23 protein-coding genes are annotated in these 21,416 nt (G+C 61.1%); 13 read left to right on the forward strand and 10 right to left on the reverse strand.

All coding sequences use genetic code 11. From position 1 onward, the window contains the following. The first annotated feature begins 4 nt into the window (after positions 1-4). Entirely contained in the window at positions 5-1,057 is a 1,053-nt protein-coding gene (locus tag PB2503_RS03985) for a threonine aldolase family protein (RefSeq protein ID WP_013299939.1), read from the forward strand. Here the strand turns inward: PB2503_RS03985 and PB2503_RS03990 are convergent. Then, positions 1,054-1,953 (reverse strand): histone deacetylase family protein, encoded by a 900-nt coding sequence (locus tag PB2503_RS03990; RefSeq protein ID WP_013299940.1) that lies wholly within the window; start codon positions 1,951-1,953, stop codon positions 1,054-1,056. The genes PB2503_RS03985 and PB2503_RS03990 overlap by 4 nt on opposite strands. 1 nt (position 1,954) lies before the next feature. Continuing rightward, positions 1,955-2,995: a ferrochelatase gene (gene hemH / locus PB2503_RS03995; RefSeq protein ID WP_041534885.1), complete on the reverse strand. Its 1,041-nt coding sequence runs from the start codon at positions 2,993-2,995 to the stop codon at positions 1,955-1,957. Between the two features lie 103 nt (positions 2,996-3,098). Between hemH and PB2503_RS04000 the strand changes: the two genes are divergently transcribed. The 9 genes from PB2503_RS04000 to PB2503_RS04040 all read left to right on the forward strand — a co-directional run bounded on the left by PB2503_RS04000 (position 3,099) and on the right by PB2503_RS04040 (position 11,067). Beyond that, positions 3,099-3,635, forward strand: a complete 537-nt coding sequence (locus PB2503_RS04000; protein WP_041535261.1) for a CC0125/CC1285 family lipoprotein — start codon at positions 3,099-3,101, stop codon at positions 3,633-3,635. Further along, the gene (locus PB2503_RS04005; protein WP_013299943.1) at positions 3,632-5,782 is read left to right on the forward strand and encodes a prolyl oligopeptidase family serine peptidase; all 2,151 of its coding nucleotides are present in this window, start codon (positions 3,632-3,634) and stop codon (positions 5,780-5,782) included. The genes PB2503_RS04000 and PB2503_RS04005 overlap by 4 nt, the downstream gene beginning before the upstream one ends. A 23-nt stretch (positions 5,783-5,805) precedes the next feature. Next, positions 5,806-7,203: a dicarboxylate/amino acid:cation symporter gene (locus PB2503_RS04010; RefSeq protein WP_013299944.1), complete on the forward strand. Its 1,398-nt coding sequence runs from the start codon at positions 5,806-5,808 to the stop codon at positions 7,201-7,203. A gap of 75 nt (positions 7,204-7,278) precedes the next feature. Continuing rightward, positions 7,279-7,740 carry a methyltransferase family protein gene (locus tag PB2503_RS04015; protein ID WP_013299945.1) on the forward strand — a complete coding sequence of 154 codons (462 nt, stop codon included), beginning with the start codon at positions 7,279-7,281 and terminating at the stop codon, positions 7,738-7,740. 205 nt (positions 7,741-7,945) lie between these two features. After that, positions 7,946-9,436 (forward strand): signal recognition particle protein, encoded by a 1,491-nt coding sequence (gene ffh / locus PB2503_RS04020; protein WP_013299946.1) that lies wholly within the window; start codon positions 7,946-7,948, stop codon positions 9,434-9,436. Then, positions 9,433-9,858 (forward strand): hypothetical protein, encoded by a 426-nt coding sequence (locus PB2503_RS04025; protein WP_013299947.1) that lies wholly within the window; start codon positions 9,433-9,435, stop codon positions 9,856-9,858. The genes ffh and PB2503_RS04025 overlap by 4 nt, the downstream gene beginning before the upstream one ends. Before the next feature lie 10 nt (positions 9,859-9,868). After that, positions 9,869-10,288, forward strand: a complete 420-nt coding sequence (rpsP, locus tag PB2503_RS15120; protein ID WP_013299948.1) for a 30S ribosomal protein S16 — start codon at positions 9,869-9,871, stop codon at positions 10,286-10,288. 15 nt (positions 10,289-10,303) lie between these two features. Next, entirely contained in the window at positions 10,304-10,867 is a 564-nt protein-coding gene (gene rimM, locus PB2503_RS04035; RefSeq protein WP_013299949.1) for a ribosome maturation factor RimM, read from the forward strand. Continuing rightward, positions 10,867-11,067: a hypothetical protein gene (locus tag PB2503_RS04040; protein ID WP_013299950.1), complete on the forward strand. Its 201-nt coding sequence runs from the start codon at positions 10,867-10,869 to the stop codon at positions 11,065-11,067. Before rimM ends, PB2503_RS04040 begins: the two co-directional genes overlap by 1 nt. 15 nt (positions 11,068-11,082) lie before the next feature. Here the strand turns inward: PB2503_RS04040 and pheT are convergent, their stop codons facing one another. From pheT to PB2503_RS13790, 8 genes are all read right to left on the reverse strand, one after another. Beyond that, positions 11,083-13,458, reverse strand: a complete 2,376-nt coding sequence (gene pheT / locus PB2503_RS04045; protein ID WP_013299951.1) for a phenylalanine--tRNA ligase subunit beta — start codon at positions 13,456-13,458, stop codon at positions 11,083-11,085. Positions 13,459-13,467: 9 nt separating this feature from the next. Then, the gene (pheS, locus tag PB2503_RS04050) at positions 13,468-14,535 is read right to left on the reverse strand and encodes a phenylalanine--tRNA ligase subunit alpha (protein ID WP_013299952.1); all 1,068 of its coding nucleotides are present in this window, start codon (positions 14,533-14,535) and stop codon (positions 13,468-13,470) included. Positions 14,536-14,700: 165 nt separating this feature from the next. Continuing rightward, complete coding sequence (gene rplT / locus PB2503_RS04055) at positions 14,701-15,060, reverse strand: 50S ribosomal protein L20 (RefSeq protein WP_013299953.1); 360 nt, start codon at positions 15,058-15,060, stop codon at positions 14,701-14,703. 19 nt (positions 15,061-15,079) lie between these two features. After that, a complete protein-coding gene (gene rpmI / locus PB2503_RS04060; protein ID WP_013299954.1) occupies positions 15,080-15,280 on the reverse strand; it encodes a 50S ribosomal protein L35 in 201 nt (66 codons plus the stop codon). A gap of 128 nt (positions 15,281-15,408) precedes the next feature. After that, positions 15,409-16,800, reverse strand: coding sequence for a hypothetical protein (locus PB2503_RS04065; protein ID WP_013299955.1), 1,392 nt, complete (start codon positions 16,798-16,800; stop codon positions 15,409-15,411). A gap of 35 nt (positions 16,801-16,835) precedes the next feature. Further along, a complete protein-coding gene (locus tag PB2503_RS04070) occupies positions 16,836-17,453 on the reverse strand; it encodes a Smr/MutS family protein (protein ID WP_013299956.1) in 618 nt (205 codons plus the stop codon). After that, positions 17,437-18,696, reverse strand: a complete 1,260-nt coding sequence (mltA, locus tag PB2503_RS04075; RefSeq protein WP_013299957.1) for a murein transglycosylase A — start codon at positions 18,694-18,696, stop codon at positions 17,437-17,439. Before mltA ends, PB2503_RS04070 begins: the two co-directional genes overlap by 17 nt. Before the next feature lie 54 nt (positions 18,697-18,750). Continuing rightward, positions 18,751-19,419 (reverse strand): Tim44/TimA family putative adaptor protein, encoded by a 669-nt coding sequence (locus PB2503_RS13790; protein WP_013299958.1) that lies wholly within the window; start codon positions 19,417-19,419, stop codon positions 18,751-18,753. Positions 19,420-19,556: 137 nt separating this feature from the next. Between PB2503_RS13790 and PB2503_RS04085 the strand changes: the two genes are divergently transcribed. From PB2503_RS04085 to PB2503_RS04095, 3 genes are all read left to right on the forward strand, one after another. Then, positions 19,557-19,949 carry an FxsA family protein gene (locus PB2503_RS04085; protein WP_013299959.1) on the forward strand — a complete coding sequence of 131 codons (393 nt, stop codon included), beginning with the start codon at positions 19,557-19,559 and terminating at the stop codon, positions 19,947-19,949. A 68-nt stretch (positions 19,950-20,017) separates the two neighbouring features. After that, a complete protein-coding gene (gene secB, locus PB2503_RS04090; RefSeq protein ID WP_013299960.1) occupies positions 20,018-20,515 on the forward strand; it encodes a protein-export chaperone SecB in 498 nt (165 codons plus the stop codon). Between the two features lie 104 nt (positions 20,516-20,619). Then, complete coding sequence (locus PB2503_RS04095; RefSeq protein WP_013299961.1) at positions 20,620-21,414, forward strand: response regulator; 795 nt, start codon at positions 20,620-20,622, stop codon at positions 21,412-21,414. Positions 21,415-21,416 lie beyond the last annotated feature (2 nt).

Consider the following 21,416-nt stretch of genomic DNA (forward strand, 5'->3'; position numbering starts at 1 on the left):
CGCCATGCTGTTCACATCGGACAATTGGTCTGCCGTCCATCCGCGAGTCATGGAAGCACTGGTCAAGGAGAACCGGGGGCCTGCCCCGGCCGGCGGCGCGGACGCTACCTCTCTTAGGCTAAAGCAAAAGTGGAAAGAGGTTTTTGGTCCGCAAGCTGAGGGCTTCCTCGTCACGTCCGGCACCGCCGCCAACGGCCTTGCACTGTCTGCCGTGACGCCGCCATGGGGGGGAATTTTTGCCCATCATGCGAGCCATATTCACCTTGATGAATGTGCGGGCCCTGAGTTTTTCACCGGCGGGGCAAAGATCATCCCGGTAGAGGGCGAGGCAGGTAAGATCACACCGCAGACATTGAACGAGGCCTACGCCTTTTATGGCCAGGATATTCTGAACCGAGTCCCCCCTGCGGTATTGTCCCTGACCCAGGGAACGGAATCGGGCACCTATTACCGAGCCGATGAGGTCCGGGCGCTGACGGATGAAGCAAAGCGCCTTGGGTTGAAGGTTCATATGGACGGCTCGCGCCTTGCCAATGTTCTTGCGGCGACGGGTCAGACGCCGCTGGAAGCGACAACCGCGCTGGGGGTCGATATCCTTGCCCTTGGCGGCACCAAGACCGGGGGGATGATGGCGGACGCGATCATTGCGTTGACCGAGGAGTCGGCGGGATCGCTTCACCGGCGGATAAAGCGCGCCGGTCACCAGTTCGCCAAGCAGCGATATCTTGCGGTGCAATGGCTGGCGCTGCTCGAAGGAGATTTGTGGTGCAAGACGGCGGCCCATGCCAATCGGATGGCGGTGCGCCTGGCCGACGGCTTGCGTGCTCGTTTGATCGATCTGCCCTGGCCGTGTGAGATCAACGAGGTTTTCCCGCTACTCCCCGACGATCTTTCCGAAACCTTGCTGAAACGCGGCGCGCAATTTTATCCCTGGGTCCTGCCGAACGATCCGTATGCAGGGAAAATGAAACGCTTTGTGACGAGCTTTGAAACGCAACCGGCGGAGGTCGATCGTCTTTTAGCGTTGATCGATGATACCCGGCTGGGTCGCGCTTAAAATCCGTAGATGTCTTTCGCCACTTTATAGGTATTGGCATAGGCTCTTACGGAATCGCCAATCGGATCGGCATAGCCGCCGCCGATGGCCATCGAGACGGGGATGCCGCGTTGCCACGCCCCGCCAAGCACCATTCGATCACGGTCCATGAGCCCGGCAAAGGAGATATCGAGCCGCCCCAATTTGTCGGAGGCCAGGGGATCGACCCCCGCTTGATAGAGCAGGAGGTCCGGTTCGAAGGCCCAGACCTGGGGCAGGTGCGCCTCAATCGCTGCAAGAAAGGCCCCGTCCTCGGTCCGATCCGGCAAGGGCACATCGAGGGTCGCTGGCACCTTTCGGAAGGGGAAGTTCTTCTCACCGAAGACATCGAGGATATAGACACCGGGATGATCGGTCAGCATCGCCGCATTGCCATCCCCCTGATGGACGTCAAGATCGACGATGGCGATACGATCGACGACCCCTTCATTCAGCAATGTGCGGGCGACGACGGCAAAGTCGTTGTAAATGCAATAGCCCGACCCCGCCTCTGCATGGGCATGATGGGTTCCCCCCGCCAATTGGCCGCTCAGCCCCTCTTTAAGGGCGCGGCGGGCGGCGGCGAGGGCTCCCCCCACGGTGCGCTGTCCGCGACGATGAATATGCGGTGACCAGGGAAAGCCAATTCTGCGCATCGCACGCGGATCGATGGTTCCCTCTCTCAGGCTGGCAATATAGCTCTCGGTGTGCGCGACCTTAATCTCTCCCTCCCTCGCGGCGGGGGAAGGGGCCAAGCGCTCCGCCGGGAGCAGCCGCTCTTCGATCAAAGCGGTTTTCAGCAATTGGTATTTGATGGCGGGAAAACGGTGGCCCGCCGGCAGCGCGATCGTGAAGTCACTCGAATAATAAGCGTACATATCAAGACGTGGCGGCGGGTTCCCAGCCGCCTAGCTCACGCTCAATCATTTGGGCGAGGCTGTCGAGGAATTGAGGGTCGTCATTCAGGCACGGAATCGCGGTCAGGACCTCCCCGCCGTGCTCCTCGAAGGTTTCGGCCAACCCGATCGCCACCTCTTCTAAGGTTTCAAGACAATCGGAGACAAAGGCCGGCGCGATGACCGCCAGACGTTTGATCCCGTCCTTGGCGGCGCGGATGACGAGGCTCTCGGTGGAGGGGTCGAGCCATTTCTCCGGCCCGAATTTCGATTGAAAACCGATCGGCGCGAAATTGGGGGACCAGCCCATCCGCTCCCGCAGCAGACGAGAGGTCTTCTGGCAATGACAGTGATAGGGGTCGCCTTGGGCGAAATATCGTTCTGGAATTCCGTGATAGGAGAGAATGATCCGTTCAGCCCCCTCCGGTAGGGCACGGCGGACTGACCCTTCTAACGCATCGAGATAGCTGGGGTCGTCGTAGAATGGCGGCAAAGAGCGCAGGGCCGGCTGCCAGGCCATTTCGCTCATGCACGCACTGACTTTGTCCATGACGGTCGCCGTCGTGGTTGCGGAATATTGCGGATAAAGGGGAACGATCAGGATCCGGTCGCACCCCTCGGCGGTCATTTCTCTTAACCGGTCATCGATCGAGGGGGAGCCGTAGCGCATGGCGTGGCGCACGATCAGCGCCGGGCTCAACCGGGCTTTCACCCCTTCCGCCTGCCGTTCGGTGAAATAGGCGAGGGGGCTCTTGCCGCTCTCCCGGTGCCAAATCTTGGCATAGAGGGCCGCGGTCTTTCTGGGGCGCACATTCAGAATAATCCCATGCAGGACCGGTAACCAGACAAGGCGGGGGTAATCCACCACGCGCTTGTCGGAGAGGAACTCCCGCAAATAGCGTTTCACGGCCTTCGCCTCTGGGGCATCGGGTGTTCCCAGATTGACGAGCATCACGCCGACCTTGCCGAACGCGGTCGCTGGGTGATCAGATGGGGCTGAGGCATCTAGAGTTGGGTGTATCATTCCGCCGGACGCAAATGGCTGCTAAGGATGATGTAGCGCTGTATGGCCCGATGCCGACGGTCCTGAAAGAGTTGTAGTGCCGCAAGCGGCGAAGGAGACCCCCATGACCCGATCCACTTTGCTTTTTATGGGGCTGATGGCCGTGATCCTCGGCGCATGCGCCACGTCCACGCCTTACTCACCGGCCGCGAGCGAGGGGGAGTACGGCTTCTCCGATCAGCAAATTGAGGAGAACCGGTTTCGGATCACGTTCCGCGGCAATTCCCTGACCGATCGGACGACGGTTGAGGATTATCTGCTCTATCGCGCCGCCGAACTGACCCTTGAGAAAGGGTATGACCATTTCGTGGTGGTGAAGGACGCGACAGAGGAGGAGACCCGGTACATCCAAACGAGTCCCCGCGCGGAATTATACTATTATTACGGCTATGGTCGCCCCTTCCCCTATTACGGCTCTGGGTATCCATGGGCCGTTGCCGGTCCTGACTATACGCTCCAGGAAAGAAGCCGGTACACGGCGATCGCCTACATCCTGCTTGGGAAAGGACCCAAGCCGGCGTCCGAGCCCACGGCCTATGACGCCCGATCGGTGATCGACAATCTTGGCCCCACCATTGTCAGACCGGAGCCGGTTTCTTGATCGGGCCCCTCGGCAATTCCTCGATCAGGCCCCTCTCTCTTCTTCTGGTGATCGCGGGCCTGTCCCTTGGGGCCTGTGGCGGCCGCAGCGACACCCCGGAAGACAATGATAGTGACCAGATGAGGCAAGCCATGGCGGACGGCACCGACCCCAATCTTTGGCTCGAAGAGGTCGAGGGCGAGCGGGCCCTTGACTGGGTGCGAGCCGAAAACGCCCGAAGCCTTGAAGAGCTTCAATCCCATGCGGCCTATGCGCCCATGCTGGCGGAGGCGCGGGAAATCCTCACCTCCCAGGACCGAATCCCTGAGGTCAGCCTCCGAGACGGGTTCGCCTATAATTTCTGGCAGGATGACACCCATGTCCGGGGGCTTTGGCGGCGAATGCCCACGGCTGCCTATGTGACGGGCGGAACAGAGTGGGAGACGCTGCTCGATATCGATGCCTTGGCGGAAGCCGAAGGCGAGAATTGGGTCTTCGAAGGGGCGCTGTGCGTGGCGCCGGACTATCGCCGTTGCATGGTGACGCTGTCGCGCGGCGGATCGGACGCGGCGGTAAAGCGAGAATACGACATTGCCGAGAAGGCTTTCGTCGAAGACGGGTTCTTTCTTGATGAGGCGAAAAGCGGGGTGGCCTGGGCAGGCGAAGATACGCTCCTCATCGCTACCGATTTTGGGGACAATAGCCTGACCGAGAGTGGCTATCCGCGGATCGTCAAACGCTGGCAGCGCGGAACAGCTTTCGCCGAGGCGGAAACCCTCTTTGAGGGAGAAGCTGAGGATGTCGGGGTCTGGCCGTTTTCGAGTTGGACGGGGGATGCCTATCAGGCAGGGGTCGTCCGGGCCGAGACCTTTTATGACAGCGTCCATTATCTCATCACGGATAAGGGTCTGTCGGCCTTGCCGTTTCCGCCGAAGACGGACCTCGCTGGCATCACCCAGGGGCTCGCCATCGCAAGCCTCAACCAAGACTGGACCTATGAGGGGGTCGATTATCCCCTCGGCGCGGTAATCGGTCTCGATCTGGCCGACGGGGGCATTCAGACGATCTATGCGCCGGCCGATCGGACGGCGGTGCAAGCGGTCGTGCCCTTTAAGGGCGGCCTCTATCTCACCCTCCTCGACAATATTCGCGGTCGGCTCTTAATGGCGCAGCCGCGCAGTCTCGGGTGGCAGACCAATACGATCGATCTGCCGGATAATGGGGTCGTGTCCATCGGCGCGGTCGACGAGATGACCGGTGACCTTCTCGTCTCCTATGAAAATCCCAGCCAGCCCGAGACGCTGTATTATCAAAAGGCCGGGGGCGTCCCCACGGCCATTAAATCCCAGCCGGTTTTCTATGCCGCCGAGGGGGTCGTCACTCGCCAGTTCGAGGCGATCAGCCGCGACGGCACCGTCATTCCCTATTTTGTGACGGCGAAGGAGAGCGTTCTTGAGGCCGGGCCGGCGCCGACCATCCAATATGGCTATGGGGGGTTTCAGGTTTCGATCCTGCCGACTTATTCCGGCACCACAGGTCGGCTTTGGCTGGAGCGAGGCGGCGTCTATGTCATCGCCAATATAAGGGGCGGTGGCGAGTTCGGGCCGGCCTGGCACCAAGCGGGCCTGAAGACCGAGCGGCAGAAGATTTACGACGATTTCTTCGCGGTCTCGGAAAGCCTGATCGAAAAAGGCATAACGACGCCCGCGCAATTGGGCATTTTAGGCGGCTCGAACGGGGGGCTGCTGATGGGGGTTTCCTTGACCCAGCGCCCCGACCTTTATGGTGCTGTGGGCATTGGCGTGCCGTTGCTCGACATGTTGCGCTTCGACCAGCTTTTGGCCGGTGCGTCCTGGGTGGGGGAGTATGGGAGCCCAGACATTGCCGAGGAGCGTGCGTTCCTTGAGACGATCAGCCCCTATCACAACCTCGATCCCGAGGCGGACTATCCGCGTCCTTACTTCTTCACCTCCACCAAGGACGATCGCGTGCATCCTGGTCACGCCCGCAAGATGGCGCGGCTGATGCAGGCCTATGGCCACCCTTTCCTCTATTATGAAAATATCGAGGGCGGGCATGGCGCCGCCGCGAATCTCGATCAACAAGCGATCCGTCTCGCTCTCCAATTTACCTATTTCGGCGCAGAGCTCGGCCTGTTGGCCGACTGATCGAACAGCTTGAGGACATAAAGATGAGCGGTCAATTGTCTGCCCTCGGACCCATTGCCTTTTACGGGCTGTCGCTTGGCGCCTTTGTGTTTCTCTATGCGCTGGGCAAAACCGGCCTGCCTTTGTGGGTCAGGGTCTTAATCGGCCTTGGGCTTGGGGGGCTCGCCGGGTTTTTCTTTGGGGAGATTGCGGCGGGGATCAAGCCCATCGGCGATGGGTTCATCCGGCTGATCCGCATGCTTATCGTGCCATTGGTGTTCACGACGATTGTCGCGGGTGTCATTGCAATGGGCGACCCAAAGCGCCTCGGCACCCTTGGTATTCGAACCATCCTTCTTTATCTTGGTACGACCTTATTTGCCGTAACCATCGGTCTTGTCAGCGGCACGATTTTCAAGCCGGGCGTTGGGGTCGATTACCGAAACGGGGCGATGGAGTCCCAGGCCAGTGTCGTTGATCGCCTCGAGGCTGCGGCCGGGGCCGAGCGCAGCGTTGTCGACCAGATCCTTGAGATCATCCCCGAGAACATTTTCCAGTCCATGGTCGACGGGGATATCCTGCCCATCATCTTTTTCTCACTTGTCTTCGGCGTTGCCATCATTGCCGCGGGGCAGGGGGCCGGCGCCCTGGGGCGCGGGATGGAAAGTGCCGCCGAAGCGATCCTTAAGCTGACGGCGTTCATCATGGATCTGGCGCCCTATGGCGTTTACGCCCTGATGGCTTGGGTGTTGGGCACCCAAGGCCTCGATATTCTCGGCAGCCTCGCGAAATTGGCGCTCGCCCTCTATGTGGCGTGCTTTGTCCATATGATCATCATCTACGGCGGTCTTATCCGCTTTGTCGTGGGCTTGCCGGTCCGCCAATTTTTCGGCGGTATCCTTGACGCGATGAGTACGTCCTATTCCACCGCCAGCTCTTCGGCCACATTGCCGGTGACCATTGCCAACGTCACTCAGAATTTAGGCGTTGAGCGGTCCGTGGCGGGATCGGTTCTTCCCCTTGGCGCCACAATCAATATGGATGGGACATCGATCTATCTTGGCTTGGTTGCCCTCTTCGGCGCGCAGGCCGTAGGGGTCGATCTGACCATCGTTCAGATGGTCTCGGTGGCCGTCACCGCCACGGCGTTGAGTGTCGGGACCGCCGGTATTCCCTCCGCCTCACTTTTCCTCGCTATCTCCCTTTTGACGGGCATCACTGCTGGGGGGCAAAGTCTCATCAACCAGGAAACCGCGATCCTGATCATCGCGCTGATCTTTCCCTTTGATCGGGTCCTCGACATGATGCGAACCATGACCAATGTGACGGGGGATGCCGCCGTGGCGACGACGGTCGCCCATTGGGAAGGGGCTCTTAACCGATCGGCTTTTAAGAAACCTGGGCATCATACCGAGGTGAAGCCCGATCCGGTACCGCACTAGACGCATTGGCCGTGAGGTTCCTTATTCGATGCATATCGGCGTCTGTCGCGAGGAGACGCATGAAGGAGAACGATCATGGAGGCTCTCGAACGGCGCTTACCCCCGCCGATATGGTTCTTGGTGATGTTTGGGCTGATGACCGTGACGGCGCTTGCGCCGCCGGACTGGGTCCTTGATTGGCCGGGCCAGCGGGTGATCGCCATCGTGATCGCCGGTTTTGCTATCGCGGTGGGGGCCGCGGGACTGGTCGAGATTTATCGACACAAGACGACCACCAGTCCAACGGATATCGAAGATGTCAGCCAATTGGTCGTGACGGGTATTTATCGGTTTACCCGCAATCCGATGTATTTGGGCCTTGCCCTGTTGCTGGTCGCCTATGCCGTTGCGCTTGGGGATATTTGGACGATCCTGTTCGTGCCGGTCTTTGTCGTGATCATCACCTATGGCCAGATCAAGCCTGAGGAGAGGGTGCTGGCTGAGCGGTTCGGCGGCGCCTATCGCGACTATACCGAAAAGGTCCGTCGCTGGGTGTGATCGCTGCCCTTGCGGCTCAGTTGACCCTTCCCCCTCGATCGCTTAAGCGTCCGACCTTATTTTCGGTCAAGCGTCACGCATGACGCGTCTACCGTCACGATCCCTCCCCGCCATTGCGCGGACGGAGGATGGGGCCGGGGATGTCCCGCCGCCGGGGTAACGCCCTCGCGGCGGCGTTTGGCGTTTGAGCGACGGGATTGGAACGATGTTCGACACACTCAGTGATCGCCTTTCGGGGGTATTTGAGAAGCTTCGCGGCCGCGGCGCGCTGACTGAAAAGGATGTGTCGGAGGCGCTGAGAGAGGTCCGGGTCGCGCTTCTTGAGGCGGATGTCGCCCTGCCGGTCGCTCGCGACTTTGTCGGCAAGGTGAAAGAGCGGGCGATCGGACAAGAGGTCCTGCGCTCTGTGACCCCTGGTCAGCAAGTGGTGAAGATCGTTCACGATGTGCTGGTCGATACCCTTGGCGGCGGGGACAATGCCCACGAACTCGACCTGACCAAGGCACCGCCCTCGGCGATCTTGATGGTGGGCCTCCAGGGCTCAGGGAAGACCACCACCTCTGCGAAACTTGCCAAACGCCTCAAGGAAAAAGACCGTAAGCGGGTCCTGATGGCGTCCCTCGACACGCGACGCCCCGCGGCGATGGAACAGCTGAAGGTGCTGGGGGAGCAAGCCGATGTGCCGACCCTGCCCATCGTCCCCGGCCAAAGTGCCGTGCAGATCGCCGGGCGCGCCATGGAAGCGGCGCGGCTCGGCGGTCACGATATCGTCATCCTCGATACGGCGGGCCGGCTGTCCATCGATGAAGAGCTGATGGCCGAGGTCAAGCAGATCCACACCAAGACCAGTCCTGTTGAAACCCTGCTCGTTCTCGACAGCTTGACCGGTCAGGATGCTGTGCAGACCGCAGAGAGGTTCAAGGCCCGTGTGCCGGTCAGCGGTGTCGTTCTGACGCGCCTTGATGGTGACGGTCGCGGTGGTGCAGCCCTCTCCATGCGGAGCGTTACGGGCGCGCCGATAAAATTCGCTGGGGTCGGAGAAAAGCTCGACGCGCTCGATGTTTTCGATCCAGAACGAATGGCTGGCCGGATCCTCGGCATGGGGGATATCGTTTCCCTGGTCGAAAAGGCGAGTCAGGACTTTGACGAGGCCAAGGCAAAGCAAACCGCCCAAAAATTAGCCAAGGGTGAATTCGACCTCGACGATCTGCGCGAACAGCTCGCGCAGATGCGGAAAATGGGCGGCATGGGAACGATCCTTGGGCTTATGCCCGGAATGGGAAAGATCAAGGACGCGGAGTCTGCTGCCGGTGGTTTCGACGATGGCGAAATCAAGCGTCAGGAGGCGATCATCAGCTCCATGACGAAAAAGGAACGACGTAAGCCCGATCTGATGAATGCCTCACGCAAGCGGCGCGTAGCGAAGGGGGCCGGCGTTCAGGTACAAGATGTCAATAAGCTGCTCAAAGCGCATCGCGGCATGGCCGATATGATGAAAAAGATGGGCAAAGGCGGAAAGCGCGGTATGGCCGGCCAGATGGCAAAAATGCTCGGCGGCGGCATGCCAGGCGGCGGCATGCCTCCTGGGCTCACGGGACCAGGGGCGGGGGGATTGCCCGGTCTTGGGGGCGGAATGCCGCCGGACCTTTCTCAACTTCCCGGTCTGCCCGGGACGGCGGGAAAGAAGAAGAAATGACACGTTATATCATCAGTGCCATGATAGGGGCGCTTAGCGCTGGATGTATGAGCGGATCGGACCGGGTCGTCAGCTCAATGAATTTTCTCCAGGCACCTGTCGACCCTTCCTGCGCTCTCGCGGCCCTTCGCGATGAGGAGGGCTTTGCCGTTCTCACCCCTTATTATCGTGATCAGGGCGCTTATCGTATCGACGCCCGTTTTAACGAGGACCTTCCCGTCACGGTTCTCATTCGCCGTTATGACGACGGCTCGGCCGAGGTTAGCAGCTTTTCGAAATTGCCTGCCGACGCCACCCCTCTGACAGAGCGCAAGGCTGGTTTTGCCATCCGCGCTGCCGATGAGGTTATTTATCGTCAGTGTACAGCTGACGGACAAATCGAACCCGGCGGCGCTGCCGTCGTCATTGATCCTCAAGAATGAAAGAAAAGCTATGTCCTTGAAAATTCGTCTCGCCCGTGGTGGCGCAAAGAAACGTCCCTACTACTTTATCGTTGTCGCCGATGCGCGGATGCCGCGTGACGGCCGCTTCATCGAAAAGATCGGCGCCTATAATCCGCTCCTCGCCAAGGATAATGAAATGCGCGTGCAGGTCGATGCCGAGCGGGCGCAATATTGGCTTGAAAAAGGCGCTCAGCCCACAGAGCGTGTCGCGCGTTTCCTGTCAGCCCTCGATCTCGTGAAATGGCAGCCGAGTAACAATCCTCAAAAGGCACAGCCCGGCAAAAAAGCGCAAGAGCGCAAAGAGGAGCGCAAGGCCAAGGAAGAGGCAGCACGCGAAGCCGCTGCGGCGGCTGAGGCGGAACCCGCTGCCGAAGCCGAGGCTCCGGCCGAAGAAGAGGCCGAGGCGTAAGCCACGGAGGGGGGCATGGGCAAATCGCCTCAGGATCGGATGGTGGTCGTGGGGCAATTTGCGGGTCCCCACGGTGTTCGCGGTGAGTTCAAGTTGCGCAGCTTCACTGAGCGAGCTGAGGATATCGTCGCCTATGGCCCTCTTTATACGGAGGAAGGGCGAATCCTCACCGCATCTCTCCTGCGGGAGGTGAAGCCCGGCCTTTTTTTGGCAAGAGCCCCCGAGGTCAAGACACCCGAAGAGGCGGCTGCGTTCAAGGGCGCAAAGCTCAGTGTGCCGCGGCGAGCGCTGCCTGCGCCCGACGAGGATGAGTATTACATCGAGGATCTGATCGGCCTTACCGCGCTCACCCCCTCCGGTGAGGTGGTCGGCCGGGTTCGCCAGGTGGCGGATTACGGGGCGGGGCCGATCATTGAATTGGCCCCGGTCAGCGGAAAGGGCGCGCTTTTGCTCCCTTTTGATCGCACCCACGTTCCTACTGTCGACTTCGGCGCGTCTCGACTGATTGTTGATCCGCCGGTTGACGAAGGGACCGAGCGAGAAGACGATCTTGATCGAAATAAGTCGGGAGATACCTGATGGGCAGTGTGGGCTTTCTCCTGGTGATCGCCATCTATGCCGTGGTTTTCGGCTGGTATGCGTGGTCGGTTGAAATGGGGCAGACCGGAACGGGCGGCGTCCTTGGTCTCGATCTTTCCGATGACGAGACACGGGAGCCGCGCGATGCGCGCCCGACCGCCGAGACCGCCCTTGATCGGGTCAGGGCGAGAAGCCGCTGATTGCACCGAAGAGCGTTAGCCGCGCAAGGTCGCGCCGACCGCCTTTTCAGCCTGCGCAACGATTTTTGCGCTGAGGGCGTTGATCGCTGCCTCGTCGAGAGACGCCTCTTTCGGCTGGATCGTCACGGTCACGGCGAGGGATTTTCGATCGGCCGGTAGTCCGTCCCCCTCATAGATATCGAAGAGATGAACTTCGCTGATCAAGGCTTTGTCCGCCCCCCGCACAGCTTTCAACAAGGTATCGGCGGCGATGGCCTTATCGACGACAAAGGCGAAATCACGCCGTAAGGGCATAAGCTTTGAGGTTTGCCGTGCAGGTCGGCTCGGCCCCTTTGCTTTCGACGGGGGCAGGGCGTGGGGATAGAGTTCGACGGCGATGACCGGACCGCTCACATCCAGCGCCTTCAATACCGTCGGATGCAGCTCGCCGAAATGGGCGAGAGTCGTTTTGGGCCCGAGGGACAATCGCCCCTTGCGTCCGGGGTGATAATGGGGGGGACCCTCGGCAAAGGTCATCAGATTGTCGACGGGGGCGCCAAGCCGTCCGAGGATCTCAAGGGCAAGGGCTTTTGCGTCGAAGACGGACGGCTCGCGGGGGGGGCGCTGCCAGGTCTTGGCCCCTGCGCCCCATTGTACCGCCGCAGCGATCAGCATCTGATCCTCCGGCGCATCGCCAGGATAACCCGCCCCGACCTCGAACAGACGAACTTCCCTTGCGCCATAGGCCGCGTTGCGTTGCACCGCGGCAAGCAGACCGGGCAATGGACTGGGGCGCATCCGGCCTAGATCGCTGGAGATGGGATTGCTGAGCTTTGGGGCGGTCTCGCCGCCGAACAGGCGCGCGGCTTGGTCCTCACAGAACGCCCAACTGATGGTCTCCAGATAGCCAGCCTCGGCAAAGCCTGCGCGCGCCATAGTCTCAAGCCACCGCGGGCGGTCAAGCTGTCTCTTGCTGGGCATCGGGGGCAGCGGCAGGGTGGGCAGATCGTCAAAGCCGTGGATCCGGGCAATCTCCTCGACAAGATCGGCCTTTCCCATGATATCGGGCCGCCAGGTCGGCGGGGTCACTTCCCAGGTGCCGCCCCGCGACACCTCGAACCCAAGGGCGAGAAGAATGTCTTCCTTCTCCCCCTCGGTCACATCGAGGCCGGTCAGGCGCTCAACCTCATTGGGCGGAAAGGTGATGGCTTCGCGCGCTGTCTCCAAACTTCCGGCCAATAGGGGGTCACTGACCTCGCCGCCGCATATCTCAAGGATCATCTGGACCGCCAGATCCATCCCGCTTTCGACCCCGGCGGGATCGACACCCCGCTCGAACCGGTAACGCGCATCCGAGACGATGCCTGTCCGACGCCCTGTTCGGGCCGTGATCAGCGGATCGAACAGCGCGCTTTCGATCAGGACAGAGGTCGTCTCCTCAGTGCAGCCGCTCGCCTCGCCCCCCATCACGCCGCCAAGACCCAAGACCTTTTCGTCATCGGCAATGACGGTCATATCGGCATCAACCGAATAGGTCTTGCCATCCAGCGCGAGGAAGCTTTCTCCCTCTCGTCCGCGTCGGGCACGGACGGTCCCCATGAGTGCCGAGGTGTCATAAACATGGAGCGGTCGGGCCCGATCGTAGGACAGAAAATTCGTCACATCGACAAGGGCATTGATGGGCCGAAGTCCAATCGCTTTCAGTTGCGCCTGCAACCAGGCGGGAGAGGGCCCGTTTTTCACATTACGGATGACCCGCCCAAGAAAGGCCGGGCACGCCTCTTCATCATCGATCTCGATGGCGATGGGACAGGGGAAGTGTCCATCCGTGGGCACAGGGGTGGGGGTGATCAGTTTTCCAAGCCCCGCCGCGGCCAGATCCCGCGCAACCCCGTCAACACCATTCGTGTCCGGACGGTTTGGCGTCACTTCGAAATCAATGACTGGATCGTCGATGTCCAAGAGATCGGCCAGGGGGGTGCCGACAGCCGCCGCCGCCGGTAGCTCCATGATCCCCGCATGCTCGTCGCTGATCTCAAGCTCCGATGCAGAGCACAGCATCCCAAAGCTTTCCACGCCGCGGATCTTCGCCTTGGTAAGGGTCACATCGATCCCAGGCACATAGGCGCCAACGGGGGCATAGGCGACCTTGAGATCAGCGCGCGCATTCGGGGCGCCGCAGACGATCTGTTTCTCGCCATCCTTTGTCGCCACGGTACACACTTGGAGCTTATCCGCATCGGGATGACGCTCGGCGCGAAGGATATGACCAACGGACATGGCCGAAAGGGCGTCGGCCGGATTGGAGATATCCTCCACCTCAAGCCCTATACGGACCATCATGTCGGCAATCTCGTCAATCGAGGCGTCGGTTTCGAGATGGCGCTTGAGCCAGGAGAGCGTGAACTTCATGACCCCTCCTCAGAATGAGCCGGTGCCCGCATCGGGGGCGAAGCCGTAATGGTTGAGCCAGTCAGTGTCCCCGGCGAAAAATTCCCTAAGATCGGGGATGCCGTATTTTAACATGGCGAGCCGATCGACCCCCATGCCGAAGGCAAAGCCCTGATAGATGTCCGGATCGATGCCGCAATTGCGTAACACATTGGGGTGAACCATGCCGCAGCCCAATATTTCCATCCATTTGTCGCCTTTGCCAAAGGTGATTTTCCCGCCCTGCCGTTCATAGGCGACATCCATTTCGGCTGAAGGCTCAGTAAACGGAAAGAAATGCGGTCGGAACCGCGTTGCCACATCGTCAATCTCAAAGAAAGCCCGAACAAAGGCTTCGAGTGTCCCTTTCAGGTGGCCAAGGTGGGTTTCCTTGTCGATGACCAGCCCCTCCACCTGATGGAACATCGGTGTATGCGTCTGATCTGAATCGCATCGAAAGGTTCGACCCGGGGCAATGATACGGATGGGCGGGGTTTCCGTCATCATCGTGCGCACTTGTACCGGAGAGGTGTGGGTGCGCAGAACCTTTTGCTCCCCCGTCTCATTCGCTTCGAGGAAGAAGGTGTCGTGCATTTCCCTCGCGGGGTGTCCTTGCGGAAAATTGAGGGCGGTGAAATTGTGAAAATCATCCTCGATGTCGGGTCCGGTTCGGACCGTGAACCCCATCTCCGCAAAGATCGCCTCGATCTCCGCAAAGACATGGGAGACGGGGTGGATCTTTCCGACCGGGCGCTGGGTGACCGGCAAGGTGACGTCCACCGTCTCCTGGCTTAGCCGTGCTTCGAGGGCGGCGTGCTCCAGAATCTCCTTGCGCGCCGCGATGGCGACCGAGAGTCGTTCCTTAAGCTGATTGAGGAGGGGGCCCGCCAGTTTTCGCTCGTCGGGGGTCATCTTGCCCAGGGTTTTGAGACGGTCGGACACCGCGCCCTTTTTGCCGAGGGCCGCTACTCTGACTGCTTCGAGGGCGGCTTCGTCAGGGGCGGCATCAATGTCCGCCATCAGGCGGTGTTCAAGGGCATCGAGATCGTCGGAGGGCATAGGATCGGCTCGGCTATCGCGAGGCGTCTCAATGCCTCAGGGGATCTCCCCTCGCAAGTCTCCCCCGGTCGCCGCCAATAAAAAGCGCCCCGCGATCATGATCGGGGGCGCCTATGGGGGAAGAGGGATGCGCACCGGGCTACGCCCAGGGGGCAACGCACCTATTTAGGCGGCGAGAGCGCCTTTGGCCTTTTCGACGATGGCGGCAAAGCTCTCAGGCTCGCGCGCCGCAAGGTCGGCCAGCATCTTGCGGTCGACTTCGATCCCGGCCTTGGCGAGGCCGTTCATGAAGACCGAATAGGTCAGCCCGTGTTCACGGACCGCCGCGTTGATCCGCTGGATCCACAGACGGCGGAACTCCCGCTTGCGCGCCTTGCGGTCGCGATAGGCATACTGGCCGGCTTTTTCGACGGCCTGGTTGGCGGTACGGAACAGGCGATGGCGGGCCCCGTAATAGCCCTTTGCCTGGCCGATAATTTTCTTATGGCGAGCTTTCCGGACGGTGCCGGTCTTAACGCGTGACATGGCTTAATTCCTCCAGCGCTCAGCGATCGTAGGGCATGTATTTTTTAGCGATCCGCTGATCCGGTTCGGACAGCGGTTCCATGCCGCGCTTTTGGCGAATTTGCTTGGGGGTCCGTTTGATCATGCCATGGCGCTTGCCTGTGCTAAGCGCCATGATTTTCCCGGTTCCCGTCACCTTAAAGCGCTTTTTCGCGCCGGATTTGGTCTTCATTTTCGGCATTTGGGTCTCCATCAGATCGGCGGGAGGGGTCCCGCTGAGCCGTCGCCGAGGCATGCCTGTCGCCAGACGACGTCAAAACAGACGAGGCGCTTAGCGGAAAGGGCGCTCTATGCAAGCCCCTTGGGCGCTTATCCGAGCATTGCCGCCAATTGGGTGACGGTAAGGAAGCCGGAAACACCCACCGCGATCAGCATGACGACGGAGGCGGCAATGCGCTTGCCGCGATATTCAGGGTGCTCCTCCGGCTTGGAGAAGGCGAACCAAATGATGGGGATCAGCAAGCCATTGGCAGCAATCACCGAATAGAGCCCGGCGGGGGAGAGCAGCTGATCGAAGGCGTATTGCTGGCCGGCGAAACTCGCGGCAATCCAGGGGAGGCCGAGGGCGAGATCGACGGAGATCACGATCCCGATAAAGGCCTTGGCGACGTCTTCGCCGGTGTCGACCAGGGCTTCGACGAAATTGGTCGCACTGTGCACAAGGGCGAAGCCATATTCCCGTCCCGCAATCAGGCCAAGGAACACCCAGGTGGTGGACATCGGAATGTCGCTCAGCTCCTTGAAGAAGAAGAGGAGCGTTGCGTAGATGAAGTCGATGATACTGGCCGAGCGAATGTCCGTGACATTCGACTTGGTCCGCAAGATCCGCTGCACCGGTCCCCCGGCATTGGCAAAGGTCACCGCCAGCAAGACGATAATGACCATCATCGCGGTAAAGCCCTGCACAGCGGTCAGCTCCCGCGGGAGGAAGACGAAGATGTTCGCGAAATCCTGGATGAGCCAAACCGACCACAAATAGCCGGTGGAGACCCATTGCATGGTCACCCAGTAGAGGGCCTTGTTCCGACCGGCGAGGATGTTGGCGAGGACCTCGATCACAAGCACCAAGCCGATCAAACTGACGAGAACGGTGTTGTCCGTGAAAAGGCCAATCAAGATTTCCGCTGCGGGGGCGCCGTCCGACGCCTGGAGAGCGAGGAGGAATTGCGAAATGGTCAGATAGAGCGTGCCGACAATCGCGATCAGGCCCCGAGGCACAAAGCTGTCGAGGCTCGACCGTTCAAACCAGCGTTCGATCGTTGGTGTGATCAGGACATAGATCCCCGCGCCGACGAAAAAGGCGAGACCATAGCCGATCAACGACTTTTCGATCATCGAGGTGAGCCCGCCGAGCGTGGCGAAGATCGTCAGCACCATGAACGACGTCGAGACCGGGATCCCAAGGCGGGTAATCAACAACAGCACCGCCGGGGGCAGCGCGTGATACCACTGGATGTCGATAACGGGATATTTGGCCTCGTTCGCGAGGCGGCCATAGGAGGGGTCGCCATCATTCATGACCCACCCGAAGGTGAAGGTGAGCACCAAGATCGCGGCGGCAAACAGGAAGAGTATGGTCCAGTGAACGCCGCGGTTTGAGTTGATGAATGTGCCTAGGGTCTGAAGGGCGTCATTGCCGACCACGGCATAAGCGGCGAGGGCGAAGCCGAGAGCTGCCCAAAGTTCGACCCCGAAAAACATAACCGCCCCCTACTGCCTAGGCTTCGGCTACATTCTTAACGCGACGGTTTCGTGACAGCCCCGCCTCGCGGGCTCCCTAAGGGACGAAGAAAGAGATAAAAGGCGCCGCCGCCGCCGTGCTTTTGGTGGGCGGGCTCAACGGCACTGAGATGTTCGCGAAGGCCGCGTTGATCGATCCACTCCAAAAATCGGCGTCGCAGGATCCCCCGAACGGCGAAGGGACCTTCCTCCGGTTTCGAAAGGGAGGAGGGCCGCCCCTTTCCCGTAATGATCAGGACCACCCTGTCTCCCCTGTGCCGGCGCGTGTGAATGAACCGATGCAGCGCGGCTTCTGCTTCCTCTTGGCGGAGGCCGTGAAGATCTAAGGTGGCATCGATCGTCAATCTTCCTCGGCTGACCCGCCGCACCATGCCTTTGTCGCCCCGGCCAAGGACGGAAGGGGGCGATAGGGGACCGCGCGAGGGGCCGCTGAGCGTTGGCGGCGCGGGGGGGCGTGTTGCCCGTGTCGGGGATTCGCGCGTCAGGCCAGATGGTGAGGGATCGGGCCGTGACGGCCGGGGGGTCCCCGGCAGGGGGGTCACGGTATCCGCCACCCGGGCCCACAAGGCGGCCTCCCCCGGCTGAAGGCGGCGGGATTTACGGGATTTGGGCATGGCCCGCCTCCTCTGAGGGGATCTCGGACGCCAAGGCTGGCACGGACGGTAAGGGGGCCGGCAGGGGGACAGGGAGCAGCGCGATCAATCGCAAGGGCGCATTGAGGGGACCGGCCTCCTCGGCCGCCGCGTCCCCCGATCCGGTATAAAGATCTGCGCGTTGGGCGCCGCGGATCGCCCCGCCGGTATCCTGCGCGACGGCGAGGCGATGAAGAGGCGCGTCTGCGGTCTCTGCCTCAAGCCAGAAGGGCAGACCATAGCCATAGATCTCGTCGTCCACGGCGATCGAATGGGCAGCCGTCAGCTGCACGCCCTGGGCGCCGATCGGTCCCGCCCCATCGTCGAGATCGGTCAACGGGCGGAAGAAGATATAGGAGCGGTTGAGCTGCCGCAGCGCTATGGCGGCGTCGGCCGGGGCCGCGTTCAGCCAGGTGCGGATCGCCTGCATCGACATGCGCTCCCGGGGTATCTCTCCCCGTTCGATCAATTGCCGGCCGATGGCATAATAGGGTCGACCATTCTGCCCCGCATAGCCCAGGCGAAGACTCTCGCCGGAGGGAAATTGAATGCGGCCCGATCCTTGGATCTGCATGAAGAACAGGTCGGTGGGATGCATATAGGCATGGATCGTGGCATCCGGCGGCAGGGTTGTTTCGATCTCTGCCCGGTCTGGATAGGGCACGAATGTCCCCCGCTCGACGCGGCCGCGAATGCTGCGGCCCGCCAGATCGGGCGCAAACGCGCCAAGATCAAGGACCTTCAGATCAGAGGGCAGGCCGAGGGCGGGGGCGGTGAAGGGCGGCGCGGCAGCGAGGCGCGCGGGGTAGACGGGCTCGAAATACCCTGTGAGCCGACCTTCCTCCCCCGGGACCTGTACCAAAGTCGGGGCCAGCAGAAATTCGAGGGTGAACCGAAGGGGGGCAGGACGCCAGGGCGCGGTCGTCTGGTTCTGCGCCCACTGGCAGAGGGCCCGATAGGTTGTCAGCGCCGCCGGGGGGAGCGGATCGGCAAGCAGCCCCTCAGGCGGTCTCTTAACGGCGCAGGAGCGATTGAGGGCGGCAAGCGCGGGAAGCGGGTCGGTGTCCTGCCATCCAGCCAGTCGGCTGAAAGGGAGCTGCGTGCGGCTCTGTAACGCCACAGCGTCGGAGCCCTCTGCCCCGACAGGGGGGGAATGAGGGCGCAGATTAAAAAGCGCCAAGCCGGTCAGTAGGATCGCAACGATAAAAGCGGACCGCATCGACATCGGACATCGCCTCTTTCGGGGGCTCCCCCAGGGGTGGGTTGGCCAATGGCGCCTTTAGGCAGCGCCGGGGGGCTCTGCCTCGGTGGCTGTGAGGGTCCAGTTTGGATCGGTGGACGACAAGGGCCGGGAGAATGTCCAGCGGTCGATGACCAGATCTATCCGGTTGGGATCGCCCTCGATGACGTCACCCTCGGCGTTACGGGTCACTCTGATTTGATCGGAGCGGAATTTCACGGTGACATCGAGATGCGCGGACTGGCGCTTGGCCTCCACAACTTCGGCCCGCTCGATCCCGACCAAGGTGACCTCCATCGTCTGTTGGGCGTTGTCGCGGCCCCGAACGGCGATTTCGAAGGTCCGCATCACATCGGGGTCGACATAGGCGCGCACGTCATCGAGCCGACCATTGGCAAAGGCCTCGATGATCATTTCGTAAGCCGCCTTGGCACCGGTGACGAATTCATCCGGATCAAAGTCCGCATAATCGGCCCTGACCGTCTCTGCCCAGGCGGGGAGCGGCTTGGCATCGGATCGTGGGGCGACGACGGCCTCGTCTTCCTGCGTCCCCTGTCCATCGCGCTCTGGTCGGCCGGTGGGCAGGCCGATCCGCTCGCGTTCAGCGTCGGTGGGCTCGTGCCCGCCCTTGGAGCCCAAAAGGGTATAGAGCCGATAGCTCAGAAACGCGGCGATCACGACGAAGAATATGAGGACTGGATCATTCATAAAATCACTATCGTTGCTAACGGCATGAGCGCGGGGAGGCAATCACGTTCCACTCTCCCATATAGGACGGGTCTAACCTTTTCCTAACGCTCCCCGACGCCCATGGGCTGACGGGAGGGGGGAGTTACGGAGCCATTGTGATTATTGTCTTATTCCTCCTTCTCTTGTCGATGCCAATTATCGAGATCGTACTTTTCGTTCAGATTGCCCAAGGCATTGGCTGGTTGAGCGTGATCGCCTTGGCGTTTCTGACCGCGATCATCGGCACCGCTATTATCCGCGTGCAGGGATTCCGAGCCCTCGGTCAGTTCCGCGACTCGATGCGCCACGGCGATGTGCCTGTGGAACCGGCGGTGGATGGGGTCTTCTTGCTGATCGCTGCGCCGCTTCTGATGACCCCGGGGTTTGTGACGGACGGCTTGGGTTTTGCGCTGCTGGTCCCCCCGGTCCGCCATATGCTCGCCCGGATCGCCTTGAAACGCTTAAAGCGGGCGATCGATAGCGGCGCCATCCAGGTACGGCGATATTAGTGCACCCGCTTGCTCAGATCTATTTCCCCGTGATAGCGCCCGGACCTCGTTAACAATGCGTGGAATCTATGTCCGAGACGCCTCCCAACCCCGCTTCCCCCGACGCTGCCGCCGATCAGCCAATGATGCGGGTCCTCAGCCAGTATCTGAAAGATCTGTCCTTCGAAAATCCCGGCTCCCCAACCTCCCTTCGGGCCGATCTCGCCGCGCCGTCGCTTGAGGTTTCGGTGGATGTCAACGCCAAGCGCCTTGGCGAGGGCCAGTTCGAAGTCGAATTGGCGTGTCGCGGGACGGCGACGCGGGAGTCAGAGACGGTCTTTGTGGTCGAGTGCAATTATGCCGGTCTGTTCCTTTTGCAGAATATCCCCGAGGGCCAGATCGAGGCGGTGTTATTGGTCGAGGCGCCGCGTCTTCTCTTCCCGTTTGCGCGGCAGATCGTGGCCGGCGCGACCCGCGATGGCGGCTTCCCCCCCCTCACTCTCGAACCCTTGGATTTCGCCTCTATGTACCGCGCCCAGGCGGAGCGCCGCGCCGCGGCGGGGAGCGATACGGTCGGTACCGCCTGAAGCGGCCTGATCGCGCGTCGCCACGCGCCGCGGGAACGATTGGGGCGATAGCGGTGTTGGGGCCATTATGGGAGCGGAGATATAATGGGCCGAGGGAGGCGAAGGTGACGATATCGCAAACGCCAAGCGATGAGAAGGAGCGCGAGAGTCTCGGCCTCCGGAACCTGACCATGGTTCGCGCTTTTCTGAGGGCGGCGACCGGCGATCAGATTGTCGGCGACATGATTGCCTCTGCGGTTTCTCGAACCATTGATCTGGCCGACCATGATCTGAAAGACATCCTCGCGCGTACGATTGCCGAAACGCGGAAGATCACCCAAACCCCTGCGCCGCCGTTCAGCGCGACGGCGGTGGTGAGTGTCCTTAGCGATCACGAGGTTTGCCTCCGTAAAGCCGGCATCCTTTTCGATATTTTCGGGTTCGATCAGACCGACATTGCTGAAATCCTCGGCGTTGATCTAGAGACCGCTGGCCAGCGTATTCAGGATGCCAAGGCCCTTGTTGAGAATGCGCTGTCCGGTCCGGTTCTGATCGTAGAGGATGATGCCCTGATTGCGGCCAGCCTGCAGGAGGTTGCCAGAGCGGCCGGCGCAAGCTCTGTCGTCATTACCCGCTCCTATGACGAGGCGATCGCAGCCGCCGCGCAATATAATCCCGTTTTGGCGGTTGCGGACTACGATCTTGGCAAAGGCCAAAAGACCGGGATCGACGTGGTCCGAACGCTGTCGGCGGAATTCGGTATCCTCAGCATTTTTGTCACGGCGTTCCCTCGCATGGTTCTCACCGGGTCGGAGGATGAGCCGGTTTTCGTGCTCGCAAAGCCCTATCGCCGGGAACAAATCATCGCCGCGCTTCGCTTCGCCGTCAGCGCGCGGCGACCAGAGGTTCTCGCCGCGTAAGG

It is taken from the genome of Parvularcula bermudensis HTCC2503, assembly GCF_000152825.2.
Classification (GTDB): Bacteria; Pseudomonadota; Alphaproteobacteria; order Caulobacterales; family Parvularculaceae; genus Parvularcula; species Parvularcula bermudensis.